Source organism: Haloglycomyces albus DSM 45210, from assembly GCF_000527155.1.
GTDB lineage: Bacteria > Actinomycetota > Actinomycetes > Mycobacteriales > Micromonosporaceae > Haloglycomyces > Haloglycomyces albus.
The window spans coordinates 428,923-442,466 of record NZ_AZUQ01000001.1 but is presented as its reverse complement, the minus strand read 5'-3'; the positions used below and the strand labels follow the sequence as shown (position 1 = coordinate 442,466).

The following is a 13,544-nucleotide window of genomic DNA, read 5'->3' as shown; positions in this document are numbered from 1 at the left end:
CTCGCATAGTAGAATTGCACATGCAGAATTCGAATGCAAGACATGTAACCGAATAGAGTGGAAAATATTTCGCCCTGGGTGACTTGAGGACGACTCAGAGACGCCGCGGGTGAATCCGGGCCAGGTGCCGTTAAGATGGCGGTAGACGCTAAATTAGCACGTCATGCGCAGCAACCCGAGCGTACACGACTACTAACCCCCAGAAGCGGTACCCTCGTTCAACCGGTACGCCCCCACTCACGCCCCAGACGTTCAAACCAAACGGTGGAAGCTAGGTAAAGTATGGCTCAATCGAATGAACCTACCTCCAAGGCAAAGAGTCGCCAGAACTCCAAATCCAGCGCCGGCCGCGATCAACGTGTCAGCCCCACGGTGCGCCGTCGGCGCATCGGCGTCGTATTGCGCGAAATGCGCGTGGAAGCGGAATGCTCCGCGCAGGAGGCGGCCGATGTATTGGAATGTACGACCTCCACGATCTATCGCATGGAATCGGGCAACGTCGGCATCAAGCCGCGCGACATCCGAAAGCTTGCCGAGGTGTACGGTGCGGACGTCGACTCCGACGAGGTTCAGGAAATCATCCGCATCGCGGGTGAATCGCGTCGGCGAGGCTGGTGGGCGCGCTACTCGGATTCCATCCTGCCCGCCTATTCGACCTACGTCGGATTGGAGTCGGGGGCCAATACCCTGAACATCTACGATGGATTGATCATTAACGGGCTCCTGCAAACCGAAGACTATGCCCGGGCCACGTTCACCTTGGCCACCGAAGAGAGCAAGAAGTTGATGGAGAAGCGCATTGAATTGCGCATGAAACGTCAAGAGCGCCTCGGTGACGACCTCAAGCTGTGGAACATCCTGGACGAAGGGGCGCTGCGCCGGGTTATCGGTGGCCCGCAGGTCATGCTCAAGCAACTGGAACATCTGCTGTTCATCACCGAACGCCCCGGAGTCGACGTGCAAGTTCTGCCGCTGGCGGCGGGAACCTATCCGGGCATGCTGGGCTCGTTCACGATCATGGAATTCAGTGAGGACCCGGCCGGATATCGACACCCGGAAGTCGTATACGTGGAGAGCCACAACGGCGACATATACGAGGAAGGGGATTCGGTTCGACCCTTCCAGGGCGTATTCAACAACTTGCGCTCTATCGCCAAGGGGCCGATCGAAAGCCGCGAGTTCATTCGTAAGTACATGCGGGAGTTGGAAAGTCTTTAGGCGCTGATGCGGTGTCGAACCCGTCGGCACCGGTGGAGGACATGTGAACGGGGCTGCACTCGGCTTTCGAGGCAGCCCCGTTCGTGTTGTCGCGTTGTAATGTCGGTACTCCTCGCAACGCTCGTGTGAGAGCGGGATTGTGTCGGTAGGAATCGTCCGCTCTGTATCAAGCGTTGTGCGGCACGGTCGTCGTCGTACTCCGGTGGTCATCGATGACGTCGTTCAAGGGTGTCGTTCCTTGATTTCCGTGCCACCACACCGGCGGCCATCGAGCGCCACGGAGCGAAGCCTGCCGCTGGCTGTGGCGTCGCATGGACGGCGCTGACAGGTGGCCGTTATCGGGCGAGGCATCGCTGGTCGTTCGTTACGACGACAGAATAGCCTGCCAGTCGGCTGCACCTCCCCGAAGTATCGGGCTTTCGTTGAGTTTGGAGTCCTTGACTTGGATCGACTTGTCGGCGACGCGAACCTCCACACACGCGCCGTTGTGTCCCGAACGAGCGCTCTTCTTCCACTCTGATGTCAGCATTTGTTCCTCCTAATATGGGAAAACATCTCGAGTCCCCAGGTTGCTCCACCATATCGCATGTGCGAATGGATATGGCGTCACGAACACGTCAGTATCGGATTATTGACATCAACACCGAGAGTCACCAATTGGGGTTCTCGCACGTGGAGACATCGTCATCAGGCTCGATTTGGACAGTGCTATGTGTAATATGAAAGCCGTCGTTGAGCAAGGATTTAGCCTCTTTGAGGACCTCAGAATGTTCCGTATCCTCTTGGGCCACTAGGTGAACCGTGGCCGCGTCCATGCCGGAGGTGAGCGTCCAAACATGAAGGTCGTGAACCTCTCTCACTCCGGGAAGGGCTTTCAGTTCTCTTTCCATTGCGGGAATATTCATCCGTGTGGGTGCGCTTTCAAGCAAGATCCGCAGTGCGTCTCGGCCGAGTCGATACGCACGCGGCAGAATGAACAGCGCCACGGCGCAGGCGAGTATGGCGTCGGCGTAATACCACTGCGTGAACTGGATGATGACCGCAGCCACGATGACGCCGATGGAGGAGAGTGCGTCGCCGAGTACCTCGAAGTAGGCTCCCCGCAGGTTGATGCTTTCCTTGGCCCCGCTGCGCAGCAGGAACAAGGCGCTGACATTGGCGGCCAGTGCCCAGGTGGCGGCCAGGATCATGGGGAGAGACTGGACCTCGGGGGGATCTCCGAAGCGTTTCACCGCTTCGACGAAAACAAAGACGGCCACCCCGAACAGCAAGACGGTATTGGCCAGGGCCGCGAGGACCTCGAGTCGGTAAAAGCCGTACGTGCGATGTGAGGCGGCGGAGGCGTGGCGCACCGCGAGGATGGCGGCCAGGGCCATGCCGATGCCGATGGCGTCGGTTCCCACGTGTGCCGCGTCCGACAGCAGAGCCAAGGAGCCGGTCAGCCAGGCGGTGAGGGCCTCGACGGCCATGGTGGTAAGCGACAGGCCCAGGGCGATCCAAAGGCGGTTGCGATGCTTCGAGCCCAGGGAAACCGCTGAGGCCGCTCCCGTGCCGTGATCGTGTCCTGCTCCCATGCTGAGGTGACTCCTCTACTAGCCCTGTTGCTTATCAGTGTGGTCGACGACGGTGGGCCGTCTAATTTTGATGCTAACATGCGCATGATCGCATATGAAATGTGAAACATACCCCATGGTGCTCATCAAGGTCAGGAGAATGCCGACGGCGACCGCGAGTCGCAGCTGTCGGATTCCCGAAATTCTGCCCGAAGCCTGTGGATCTCTCATAAACTGAGCTTTGTTCAGGAGGTTGAACGTTGCTCACATGTTCCGATACTCGGTTTTCGGAGTGAATCGAAATAGTGGCACGGTGGGTGGCGCTTGACCGTCAGGACGCGGCTGTTGCCCTTGTGCCCAGCTAGAAATCGCAATTGGGGACTTCCGGTCGCCATGGGTAATGGCTTACCATTGAAATGGTATTAATTTTCACGACTGCGTCTCGGAGGTGAACTCATGGAAACTGCGATCATGGTCGCCCTCGTTTCGTTCGGAGCCGTTGTCGCTGTCGTGGTTCTCGCAGCCATGGTATTGGGACTGCGTTCATATATTGATACACGCCGCAGGCGTAAGGACCGCGCCAAGTCCGACGCGGAGGCGTGGACCGCGCTTCTCTCCAGTCAAGTGGACATCCTGCCGGCAACGGCGGGTAAGGAAGAGGCCAAGTCTGCTGTGGATCGAGCAAAGAGGCTTTTGGCTGAGGCTCAGCGGGTGTTGAGCACCGCCAAAAAGACCTCCCAGTTCGAGAAGGCCAGAGCCTATGCTTTGGCCGGTCTGAAGTATTTGAACCAGGCTCGGACGATACTGGGAAAAACCCCAGGACCCGCCGGGTCAATGCCCTTTAACGCCCGGAAACGAAGCGAGCGGCACGAAACGGCGGACCAGGACGATGTTCCCACCGGTCCGGCCACAGGGATTCATTTCAGCTGAATCCACGTGCCCGGCTGTTGACGGCGGTGTTCGGAGTGCCCATCCGGACACCGCCGTTTAGGTGCACTAACCCCGCTTGGACTCGATGGAGAACCGTGCGGCGATGACGCGTGCGATGATCGTAAAGACGAACACGATGGCGATCAACGTCAGGGCCGCTGCCCAAGCACGGTCCACCGCTCCGTCGAACGGTTGGGCGGCATTGCGATAGATCTGGGCCGCCAGAGTCGTGTTTCCCCCGGAGAAGAGGTCGGGATTGACGGAGTACGTCAGCCCGACGGTAACGATGATGGGAGCGGTTTCCCCGGCGGCGCGGGCAATGGCCAGAAGGGAACCCGACGTTAGACCGGAAGAGGCGGAAGGCAGAACGACCGTCATGATCGTCTTCCATTTGGGAGTCCCCAATGCCGCCGAAGCCAGCCGGTATTCTTCGGGGACGAGTTTCAGCATTTCCTCGGCCGACCGCACCACGATGGGAAGCATCAGGCAGGCCAGCGCCAAAGCGCCCCCGAAACCGTTGCGCTCTTCGATGGTCAGCACCCACACCACGTAAATGAACAGGCCCATCACGATCGACGGGACGCCGGTCATGACGTCGGACATGGTACGGATGAACCTGGCGGTCGCCGAATTCTTACCGTATTCGTTCAGGTATACCGCGCCCGCGATACCGATGGGCAACGCCAGGAGCGCGGCCATTCCGGTAATGATCAACGTTCCCATAATCGCCGGCCACATGCCGCCACCGACCGACCGGTAGTTACGCGGGATGTCGGAGGTGAGGAACTCCAAGCTCAACATGGATCCGCCCCGGCTGAGGACTTCCCATGATACGAAGATCAGAGGAAGCGCCGCCGCCACAAGGCAGAACGCGATGGCGGCGGTAGCGCCACGGTTTTTGAAATTGCGGATCTTCCCCAGAGAACGCGTGCTGAGATCACGTCGTGGATTCTCGGGAGGCGGAGCGATGGTGGACATATTAGCTGGCTCCTTTGAACTTGGCTTCGGCACGACGGACGACGAGGCGGGCGAGGAGGTTGACGATGACGGTCAGCGCGAACAGCACCACACCGATTCCGATCAGGGCATCGGTGTGAAGGCCTGACGACTCGCCGAACTGCTGGGCGATGGCGGCGGCCATGGTGTTTCCTGAATCGAACATGTTCCCCGAGATGTGGAAGGCACCACCGACGACCAGGGTCACTGCGATGGTTTCACCCATGGCACGGCCCAGCCCCAACATGGAGGCTCCCACGAGTCCTCCGAAGGAGTGGGGGAGAATGGCACCCTTGATCATTTCCCAACGGGTGGCACCCAGCGCGTAGGCGGCCTGCTTGTCGGTGTCGGGGACGGTGTCGAACACCTCTCGGGACATGGACGTGATGATGGGAATGATCATGACCGCCAGGACGATTCCGGCGGTGAAATAGGTACGCCCGGAGTTCGCGTCACCGAAAACGGTGTTCAAGATTGGAATCGGCGATACCAGGTCCGACCACCACTGATAAATCGAAGCGAGATGCGGTGCCAAGACGATGACGCCCACAAGTCCGAATACGACCGACGGAATGGTCGCCAACAGGTCGATGACGGTGATGATGGGGCGCTTGGCCCAGCGAGGTGCGATTTCGCTGATGAAGAGGGCGAGTCCAATGGAAACGGGAACCGCGAAGATCATGCCGATCAGGCTGGTGACGGCGGTCCCGTACAGCATCGACAGCGTACCGAAGATTTCTTCGTTGGGGGCCCATCGGCTTCCGAACAGGAATTCGATGGGACCTGCGTGCCGCAACGCGGGAAAGGCCTGATTCGTCGTTGAGATCAGAATGAAGGCCAGAATCGCCAAGACCGTGAGCCCTGCTCCGGTGACGAGCCATTTGAAAGACCTGTCGGCCAATCGGGTTCGGGCACGTGACTCAAGGTCTGCCGGTGGCCGGTCTATGGTGCTCAACCTATTTCTCCGTGTTCTTTTTGTGGTAGGTACGCAAAGAGCGTCCCCGGGGTAAGCCCGGGGACGCTGCGATCTGTCAAAAGGACACGGTTGACGTTGACTGGAGCACTATACGGGTAGCGTCGGTCTGCGACACCTGGGAGGGTGAAGCGATCGATGAAACCGTCAACCGTGTACATCTGGTGTGTTATCCGAGGGTGTCTTCCACGGCCGTGAGTGCCTGCTCCGCCAATCCGTCGGGCAGAGCCGCGTAACCGTTCTCCTCCGCGTACTGCTGACCGTCGGTGAGCAGCCAGGTGACGAATTCCTTGACCTGGTCAGCTTTGTCGCCGTCCTGGTCGGTGTGCAGCAGGAGGTAGGTGGGGGCGGTGATCGGGTAGGCGTCCTCACCCGCCGCGTTCAGCGGGTTGAAGGACAGGTCGTCGTTCACCTCGGCCCCATCCAGGCCGGCGGTGGTGCCCTCCAGCGTGGGAGCGACGAAGTTTCCGTCCTTGTTCTCCACGTTGGCGGTGGTCAGTCCAAGTTCGGTGGCGTCGGCGTAGTCTACGTAGCCGATCGCACCGTCGGTGTCCTGTACGACCTGGGCGACACCGGTGTTCTTGTCACCACCGACGGCGTTGGACGGCCATTCGGCAGTGTCTCCCGCACCGAGAGTCCACGATTCGGTGGCCTCGTCGAGGAAACGGGTGAAGTTACCCGTGGTTCCCGAACCGTCGGAGCGGTGGGCAATGGTGATGTCGGTCTCGGGGAGTTCCACGCCTTCGTTGGCGGCGGCGATTTCATCGTGGCTCCAGCTGGTGATGTCGCCTTGGAAGATCTTGGCCAGGGTTTCCTGACCCAGGTTCAGTTCCTCGACTCCTTCGAGGTTGAACGGGATGGTGATGGGGGCGGCTACGGTGGGGATGTACTGGTAGCTTCCGTCTTCGGGGCCGTCACCGTCACCCACGAGTGAGTCGGTTCCAGCGAAGTCGTTGAGACCTTCTCCGAAGTCGGACTTGCCGGTTCCGGATCCAACCGCGTCGTACGTGACGTCGAAATCGTGGTCATCGTTAAACTCGGCGATGGCGGCCTGGTAATACGCGTCCGGGAAGGAGGCACCGGTTCCAATCACCTCGTCCGCCTCGTCTCCACCGCAGGCGGCGAGACTGAATGCCAAGGAGCTAGCGGCCAGGACTGGAATGAAGGCCCGACGGCGCATTGTCATTTTCACGTTTTCTCTCTGTCTTTCGGGTGTCTATCTCGTTCACGTCCCATGAAAAAGGCTCGGGGCATACATGGAGAGAAAGCAAGTTGAACACAAGGTGAACGACGATCGGACTTTTGGAAATCCGGCTCACCACCGTCGGATAGGCGTTCGATATCATGGGTGAAACCGCCCCAGAGCCCCCCGAAAAGGATATTCATGACGCAGGTCGTACTCAGCCTTTTTGCCCTGGCCACCGGAGTGGACGTGGCCGCCATCGTGTTCGATATCGCACCGGTGCGCTGGGTAAGCAAGCTCGTGCTCATGCCATTGCTCGTGGTCTACTTCATCGCGGAATCGCGCCTGACCCGCAACCAACACCGCATTATCGCTCTGGCCCTCATAGCCGCGTGGCTCGCCGATGCCGCCCTGCTACCCGATGGAGAACTGATGTTCATGGCGGGAATCGCCCTGTTCGGCATCATGCAGGTGCTGTACATGTGGGTGTTCATTTCCCAGGGCGCGATTCGCGGGGCCGTACGCCGTTGGCCGTTGCCGGCGGCGTTGCTGCTGTTGTGGCTGGTTTTCAATGTCGTATTCTGGAAGGATTTCGCAGCGTTCGCCGCACCGGTGGGCATCTACAGTTTGCTCTTGATCAGCATGGCCGCCTTGGCCGCCGGTATGGAAGAAACCCGAGTGCGATACGGGGCGTTGATGTTCGTGGCTTCGGACCTGATGATCGGTTTGGAGCTGGCCGACATCGATTTCACCGGGCGTGCGGAGGCGATCATGATCACCTATGCCGTCGCGCAGTATTTGATCGTCAGTGGACTGCTGGAGATTTTCAGGAACGATCCAGGCGAACCTCACCGGTCACCAGATACACGACTTGGTGCGCCACTTTAACGGAATGATCCCCGTACCTTTCGAAGAACCGGGCGAGCAGGGCGGCGTCGACGGCGGCCTGTGCTCCGTAGTTCCAGTCGGCGAAGGCGTCGTGGACGGCCTCCTGCGCCGCGTCCAGTTCGTCGTCGTCCAGCGACAGCTGCGAGGCTTTGACGACGTCCCGTGAAGTGAGTATCTCGGTGGTCTTGTCGCCGATGCGGGCGGCGGCCCGTGCCATGGTCTCGAAGTGGGGGTGGAGGAATTCGGGGACGGCGGGAAACGGAGCACGTTCGATGACGGTGGTGGCGATGTGTTTGGCATAGTCTGCGGCCCGTTCGAGGTCGCTCGTAATGCGGGCGGACCCCAGCACGAAGCGTAGGTCGTGGGCCAGGGGTTGATATCGGGTCATGAGTTCCACGACCCGGTCTTCAACTTCGTATTGGATGCGATTGATGGTGTCATCACCCTGAACGGCCTGTTGCGCCAGTTCGACGTCACCGGTCAACAGTGCGCCCCCGGCTCGCTCCATCGCGCTCCCGGTTCGTTGGGACATATCGACCAGCAGTTCATTCAAGTCGTCCAAATGTTGATGGAAGATGTTTCCCACTGCTCAGCCCGCTTCCGATCGTCGACATTGCTGTGACGTAGGTGTGGTCGCCACAGCGATTCTTATCTGTAAGCCTACTTGGCGGGAAACCAAGGATGGTTAGGCTGGGCGATCTGATCGGGGATCGGGAGTAGGCACCGTCGTAGCGCGATCTGTTTTTAGAATTTTTTCGACCCCTCTGTAGTTCGGACACTCTGAAAGCGTCCTACCAATCGACCTGAGTATTTTCCATGGCGACGAGAGTCATACGTACGACATTTTCAGAACGAGTCTCACTGTCCCTTCTGAGCACTGGCGTAGGCTGTGTGAACGCCGAGTAACCGACGCCCGGATCTTTTCTTCAGTTCCTTAAATACTCACTCCGAGGGTTCGTGGTGACTTCGGCAATACCTTTGTTGTGCCACTGTGGTCTATATATAGACAAATTCGGTCTTGTATTTGTGCGGATCTAGCTTTAGCGTGAGCGGAAGCATTTAATAAAAGATGAATATTTCTTTTATTAAAGAGAATTGGTTTGTGAACCCGGGCTGACCGACTTGCCCGATTCAGCGAGCCAAGACTCACCGATGCTGACCTGAAAACTGAAGGGAGAGTTCGGATGGAATCCATTCGAATGAAATCCAGTGGGCGGAACCGCTTCCGACCGTTCGCCACGCTGGGAGCCATGACGGGTGCGATGGCGATCGCCGTGTTCGCCGGCGCCTCGCCTGCGAATGCCGAGGGGACCGTTCGCGGAGCCGACGAGGCCAACACGATCAACGACAGCTACATCGTTGTTCTCAATGACACGCCTCAGGTGGACCGGGCCGCGCACGGCTTGGCTCAGAAGTACGGCGCCGAAGTCGAGCGGACCTGGGACTCCGCATTGGACGGCTTTGAGGCCACCATGACGGAGAAAGAGGCCAAGCGTCTCGCGGGCCACCCACGCGTCGACTACGTCGAGCAGAACGCCACCGTCCAGCTGCAGGCGCAGTCGGACCCGACCTGGGGTCTCGACCGTAGTGACCAGCGTGAACTGCCGCTCGACGGCGTCTACGACTACCCGGCGACCGGCTCCGGCGTCACCGCCTACGTCATCGACACCGGCATTCGGATCTCGCACAACGAGTTCGAAGGTCGCGCCACCTGGGGCACCAACACCGTCGGTGGCCCCGACAAGGACTGCAACGGACACGGCACCCACGTCGCCGGCACCGTCGGGGGAGCCGAATACGGTATTGCGAAGAACGTCGATCTGGTCGCGGTTAAGGTCTTGCGCTGCAACGGCGGTGGATCGTGGGCCTCGGTCATCGACGGGATCAACTGGGTCACCGACAATGCCGTCAAGCCCGCCGTGGCCAACATGAGCCTGGGCGGAGGCTACAGCGACTCGGTCAACGACGCGGTCGCCAACTCGATCGACAGCGGAGTCACCTACGCGCTCGCTGCCGGTAACGAGGACGCCGACGCCTGCACCAAATCTCCGGCCAGCACGCCGGACGCTCTCACCGTCGGCGCGACCGACGACACCGACACTCGGGCCTCCTTCTCCAACTGGGGAGACTGCGTTGACCTCTTCGCTCCCGGCGTCGACATCACCTCCGCTTGGCACAAGGGAGATGACGACACCAATACCATCAGCGGAACGTCGATGGCTTCACCACACGTAGCCGGCGGTGCCGCGCTTTACTTGGAGGGCAACCCGAGCGCCTCGCCGTCTCAGGTTAATGACCACATTACCGGAAACGCCACCAGCGGTGTCGTCTCCGACCCGAAGGGAAGCCCGAACCTGCTTCTCTACGTGGGCTAGACGTCATTAGCCGCTACGGTTTATGCGGTTGAATCATCCGGGGAGGATCGGCCTACTGGGGCCGGTCCTCCTTTTTCGACCTCCCCAAAAAACATAGACGAATAACAATCGCATGTATGCCTTTGGGGCTCGCAGTATGGTATTTCTTTAACATGCACAACGATAAACGTCGAGAGACGGCGCGTGCCGTCCTTTCTTCGCGCCGGTCGCTCCTCTGCGGTGCGGTGGGGATCGGGACCGCAGGCGTCTTGGCCGCATGCGGAACGACCCAAGATGACAACCCCACCGAACAGCAAGAGCCGGATCCAAACGAACCGCTGGCACGGACATCCGACGTCCCGACGGGTGGCGGGATCGTGGTCGGAACCGTCGTTCTGGTGCAACCGACGGAAGGCGATATCGCCGCTTATGACGCTCGATGCACCCATCAGGGCACCATCGTTCAAGCGCCGGACGATGATGGAGTCATAGTCTGCCCCAACCACCTGTCCGAGTACGATATTTCCGGCCAAGTGACCCAGGGACCCGCCGAGGAGGATCTCGCTCCCTTCGCGATCCGAATCGACGGAGAGGACATCTATCCGGCGGACGACTGAACCCGTTCAGGGTGCTTCCGACCGGGTAGGCGGGTTGACGCCCTCGGGTGAGTTAATATTGCACAGAGTTTGCAACAAGCTCGTGTCTTTTCACCCAAGGAGTCAACTTGTCCGGCAACGTACGCCCCATCGTGCACTACGGCGACCCCGTCCTGCATCAGCGCTGCACTGAGGTAACCGAATTCGACCAAGAGCTCGCTGAGCTCGTTGACGACATGTTCGCCAGCATGTACGAAGCCGACGGTGTCGGACTGGCAGCGAACCAAATCGGAGTGAACGCCCGAGTCTTTGTGATCGACTGCCCTGACGATGAGGGAAAACACACGGTGGCGCATATTGTGAATCCGGAACTCCAGGCGGTGGAAGGCGAGCGCAAACTGGTTCTGGAAAACGAGGGCTGCCTGTCCGTTCCAGGGGAATACACCGAGGTCGCCCGAGCCGACCATGCGGTGGTGACGGGGAAGGACAAAAACGGCAAAGACATCACTCTGGAAGGAACCGGTTTCCTAGCACGGTGTCTCCAACACGAAACCGATCACTTGAACGGGACGGTGTACGTGGACAAACTACCTAAAAAGGTACGTAAGCGTCTCCTGAAAAACGCCGGACTCAGCGAAAGCAACGCCTAGAGCCGGCACCTGACCACTCGTCCGAAGAGTGTCGCTGTCGCCGGGCGGCGGCAACGACACATTCGGCGCCGACTGTCGTATCAAACCGCTTAGCGTTCGGGGTCTCCCCGTCTGACGTTAAACTCGACGTCCTTTGACGCGTCACTCAGCAGAACACGACTCAACTCCGCCAGCGCCCGAGCGCTCGCCAACTCTTCCCCGATCTGCGCCATGGGGCGATCCGTGGGGTTGCGCCTAGCGCGGCCTACGCAGCTATGCGTGCTGCCGTCACGGCGCGTCAATCGAGCGGTGGCAACGCAGTAGTCTTGGTCCTCTTCCAAGTCGACCTGGATGTCCCAATGTGTGGTGAGCATCGCCGGGCTCATTGTATTTCACCCCCTTTTCGAGTAATACTCATTATCCCGCATAAAGGGCGCCCACGGCAGCGGTACAAGACAGTCGACCGTGGAAACTCGGGAACCACCCGGCTCCGCCGGAATTCGACAATGATCACTCGAACAAACGAAAAAGGCTGGAATCTCGCTTGAGATTCCAGCCTTTCACTGTGAATTGTGCGCCGTCAGGGACTCGAACCCCGAACCCATTGATTAAGAGTCAATTGCTCTGCCACTTGAGCTAACGGCGCTTACACGGTTATCTCCCGTTCCCGGTGAATTTCCCGCAACGAGATAAAACTTTAGCACGAGTCGCGGCGACCGATTGCGAGGGGGGTCCAAGCGGTTAAGCTTGAGCCGTGGCTAATTTTATCGACCGGGTGAAACTCGAGGTCAGTGCCGGTTCAGGCGGTAATGGTTGCGTCTCAATCCACCGAGAGAAGTTCCGACCGTTGGGCGGACCCGACGGTGGGGACGGCGGACACGGCGGCGATGTGATCTTTTACGTCGACCCGAACGCGCACACCCTCCTCGACTTGCACTTTAAAAAACAACTGAAAGCCGGCAACGGTTCCCATGGACGTGGCGACAATCGCGACGGCGCTCGCGGTGAAACTCTGCGCGTCCCTGTGCCCAACGGCACGGTCCTCTTCGCGGACGGGGAAGAAATTGCTGATTTGACTGGAAATGGAACGGAAGTGACCATCGCCCGAGGCGGGCGTGGTGGTCGGGGGAATGCTTCCCTGATCAGCCGCCGACGGCGTGCCCCCGGTTTCGCCGAATTGGGTGAGCCGGGACCGAGCTTTAGCGTGGTGCTGGAGCTGAAGAGCGTTGCCGATGTTGGTCTGATCGGGTATCCCTCAGCCGGAAAGTCGTCGTTGATTGCCAATATGTCTGCGGCCCGGCCCAAGATCGCGGACTATCCATTCACCACCCTGACTCCGAACTTGGGCGTTGTCGCCGCCGGTGATACGACGTACACCGTCGCCGACGTGCCGGGTCTCATCCCGGGGGCAGCCGGTGGTAAAGGGCTGGGATTGGAGTTCCTGCGCCATATCGAACGGTGTGCGGTTCTGGCTCACGTCGTCGACACCGCCAATTTGGAGAGCGATCGAAATCCGATTGACGACATCGCCGTCATTGAATCCGAACTTGAAGAATACGGCGGTCTGCACGATAAGCCTCGCATTATTGTCTTGAATAAGATCGACGTTCCCGACGGCCAGGATTTGGCGGAGATGGTGCGGCCCCGATTGGAAGAACACGGGTGGCCCATCTATGAAGTCAGCGCGGTGACGCGAACGGGTCTTCGCCAGCTGTCCTTTGCCTTCGCCGAAGCCGTGGAGACCTACCGGGCGAAGCAGCCCGAACCGGAGGCACCCCGAGTCGTCATCAAACCGAAGGGTGTCGAAAGCGATGCCTTCCAGGTTTACAGCCGCACGCCGGCGTTTGAGGGGGATGTCGAGTTTGAGGTTGTGGGTAAGAAACCGGAACGTTGGATTCAGACGACGAACTTCCAGAACGAGGAAGCCATTGGTTATCTGGGCGACCGCTTGGCCAATCTCGGTGTCGAGGACGAATTGGTGAAGGCCGGAGCGGTGCCGGGTTCGATCGTCAAAATCGGAGAACACGAATTTGAGTGGGAGCCCACCGATCCCGAACTATTGGCGACCGTCAGCCCGCGCGGAAAGGACATCAGGTTCGAACGGACCGACAGGAAGTCTGCTGAAGAGCGTCGCGCCGAGCACGACGCACGTCGTGCCGAACGGTTGGAACGAGTTCGTGCCGAGAAAGAGGCACGTGGCAAATCACGACGCAACCGATAAGGT

At 59.5% G+C, this 13,544-nt stretch carries 14 protein-coding genes and 1 tRNA gene; 7 read left to right on the top strand and 8 right to left on the bottom strand.

Going from position 1 to position 13,544, the window contains the following annotated elements; translation table 11 throughout:
• Positions 1–282: 282 nt before the first annotated feature.
• Positions 283–1,218 carry a helix-turn-helix domain-containing protein gene (locus tag HALAL_RS0102235; RefSeq protein WP_025272440.1) on the top strand — a complete coding sequence of 312 codons (936 nt, stop codon included), beginning with the start codon at positions 283–285 and terminating at the stop codon, positions 1,216–1,218.
• Between the two features lie 364 nt (positions 1,219–1,582).
• Here HALAL_RS0102235 and HALAL_RS17935 read toward each other — a convergent pair whose 3' ends face one another.
• Together HALAL_RS17935 and HALAL_RS0102225 are read right to left on the bottom strand one after the other, a co-directional pair.
• Positions 1,583–1,747, bottom strand: a complete 165-nt coding sequence (locus tag HALAL_RS17935) for a DUF397 domain-containing protein (RefSeq protein WP_084471815.1) — start codon at positions 1,745–1,747, stop codon at positions 1,583–1,585.
• A gap of 121 nt (positions 1,748–1,868) precedes the next feature.
• Complete coding sequence (locus tag HALAL_RS0102225; RefSeq protein WP_025272439.1) at positions 1,869–2,792, bottom strand: cation diffusion facilitator family transporter; 924 nt, start codon at positions 2,790–2,792, stop codon at positions 1,869–1,871.
• Between the two features lie 435 nt (positions 2,793–3,227).
• Here HALAL_RS0102225 and HALAL_RS0102220 point away from each other — a divergent pair, with 435 nt between their 5' ends.
• The gene (locus tag HALAL_RS0102220; protein ID WP_025272438.1) at positions 3,228–3,701 is read left to right on the top strand and encodes a hypothetical protein; all 474 of its coding nucleotides are present in this window, start codon (positions 3,228–3,230) and stop codon (positions 3,699–3,701) included.
• Positions 3,702–3,767: 66 nt separating this feature from the next.
• Here HALAL_RS0102220 and pstA read toward each other — a convergent pair whose 3' ends face one another.
• The 3 genes from pstA to pstS all read right to left on the bottom strand — a co-directional run bounded on the left by pstA (position 3,768) and on the right by pstS (position 6,856).
• Complete coding sequence (pstA, locus tag HALAL_RS0102215) at positions 3,768–4,679, bottom strand: phosphate ABC transporter permease PstA (protein WP_025272437.1); 912 nt, start codon at positions 4,677–4,679, stop codon at positions 3,768–3,770.
• A 1-nt stretch (position 4,680) separates the two neighbouring features.
• Positions 4,681–5,652, bottom strand: coding sequence for a phosphate ABC transporter permease subunit PstC (pstC, locus tag HALAL_RS0102210; protein ID WP_029767227.1), 972 nt, complete (start codon positions 5,650–5,652; stop codon positions 4,681–4,683).
• Positions 5,653–5,839: 187 nt separating this feature from the next.
• On the bottom strand, positions 5,840–6,856 hold the full coding sequence (pstS, locus tag HALAL_RS0102205) for a phosphate ABC transporter substrate-binding protein PstS (protein ID WP_029767226.1): 1,017 nt from the start codon (positions 6,854–6,856) through the stop codon (positions 5,840–5,842).
• Between the two features lie 198 nt (positions 6,857–7,054).
• On the opposite strand from pstS, the gene HALAL_RS0102200 reads away from it, so the two are divergent.
• Positions 7,055–7,741 (top strand): lysoplasmalogenase family protein, encoded by a 687-nt coding sequence (locus HALAL_RS0102200; protein ID WP_025272434.1) that lies wholly within the window; start codon positions 7,055–7,057, stop codon positions 7,739–7,741.
• Here HALAL_RS0102200 and phoU read toward each other — a convergent pair.
• Entirely contained in the window at positions 7,680–8,303 is a 624-nt protein-coding gene (phoU, locus tag HALAL_RS0102195; RefSeq protein WP_156937560.1) for a phosphate signaling complex protein PhoU, read from the bottom strand. The genes HALAL_RS0102200 and phoU overlap by 62 nt on opposite strands.
• A gap of 622 nt (positions 8,304–8,925) precedes the next feature.
• On the opposite strand from phoU, the gene HALAL_RS0102190 reads away from it, so the two are divergent.
• The 3 genes from HALAL_RS0102190 to def all read left to right on the top strand — a co-directional run bounded on the left by HALAL_RS0102190 (position 8,926) and on the right by def (position 11,341).
• A complete protein-coding gene (locus HALAL_RS0102190; protein ID WP_211240414.1) occupies positions 8,926–10,116 on the top strand; it encodes a S8 family peptidase in 1,191 nt (396 codons plus the stop codon).
• 152 nt (positions 10,117–10,268) lie between these two features.
• Positions 10,269–10,712: a QcrA and Rieske domain-containing protein gene (locus HALAL_RS17255; protein ID WP_025272431.1), complete on the top strand. Its 444-nt coding sequence runs from the start codon at positions 10,269–10,271 to the stop codon at positions 10,710–10,712.
• 107 nt (positions 10,713–10,819) lie between these two features.
• Complete coding sequence (gene def, locus HALAL_RS0102180) at positions 10,820–11,341, top strand: peptide deformylase (RefSeq protein WP_025272430.1); 522 nt, start codon at positions 10,820–10,822, stop codon at positions 11,339–11,341.
• A gap of 89 nt (positions 11,342–11,430) precedes the next feature.
• Here def and HALAL_RS0102175 read toward each other — a convergent pair whose 3' ends face one another.
• Both HALAL_RS0102175 and HALAL_RS0102170 read right to left on the bottom strand, forming a co-directional pair.
• Entirely contained in the window at positions 11,431–11,694 is a 264-nt protein-coding gene (locus HALAL_RS0102175; RefSeq protein WP_025272429.1) for a dsRBD fold-containing protein, read from the bottom strand.
• Positions 11,695–11,893: 199 nt separating this feature from the next.
• A tRNA-Lys gene (locus tag HALAL_RS0102170) sits at positions 11,894–11,966 on the bottom strand.
• 108 nt (positions 11,967–12,074) lie between these two features.
• Between HALAL_RS0102170 and obgE the strand changes: the two genes are divergently transcribed.
• A complete protein-coding gene (obgE, locus tag HALAL_RS0102165) occupies positions 12,075–13,541 on the top strand; it encodes a GTPase ObgE (protein WP_025272428.1) in 1,467 nt (488 codons plus the stop codon).
• Positions 13,542–13,544 lie beyond the last annotated feature (3 nt).

Excerpts from the sequence above, each read along its gene's own strand:
- pstA (WP_025272437.1), bottom strand. The coding sequence starts at position 4,679 with ATGTCCACCATCGCTCCGCCTCCCGAGAATCCACGACGTGATCTCAGC.
- HALAL_RS0102190 (WP_211240414.1), top strand. The coding sequence starts at position 8,926 with ATGGAATCCATTCGAATGAAATCCAGTGGGCGGAACCGCTTCCGACCG.
- HALAL_RS17255 (WP_025272431.1), top strand. The coding sequence starts at position 10,269 with ATGCACAACGATAAACGTCGAGAGACGGCGCGTGCCGTCCTTTCTTCG.
- HALAL_RS0102200 (WP_025272434.1), top strand. The coding sequence starts at position 7,055 with ATGACGCAGGTCGTACTCAGCCTTTTTGCCCTGGCCACCGGAGTGGAC.
- HALAL_RS0102225 (WP_025272439.1), bottom strand. The coding sequence starts at position 2,792 with ATGGGAGCAGGACACGATCACGGCACGGGAGCGGCCTCAGCGGTTTCC.
- HALAL_RS0102175 (WP_025272429.1), bottom strand. The coding sequence starts at position 11,694 with ATGCTCACCACACATTGGGACATCCAGGTCGACTTGGAAGAGGACCAA.
- HALAL_RS0102235 (WP_025272440.1), top strand. The coding sequence starts at position 283 with ATGGCTCAATCGAATGAACCTACCTCCAAGGCAAAGAGTCGCCAGAAC.
- HALAL_RS17935 (WP_084471815.1), bottom strand. The coding sequence starts at position 1,747 with ATGCTGACATCAGAGTGGAAGAAGAGCGCTCGTTCGGGACACAACGGC.
- HALAL_RS0102220 (WP_025272438.1), top strand. The coding sequence starts at position 3,228 with ATGGAAACTGCGATCATGGTCGCCCTCGTTTCGTTCGGAGCCGTTGTC.
- pstS (WP_029767226.1), bottom strand. The coding sequence starts at position 6,856 with ATGACAATGCGCCGTCGGGCCTTCATTCCAGTCCTGGCCGCTAGCTCC.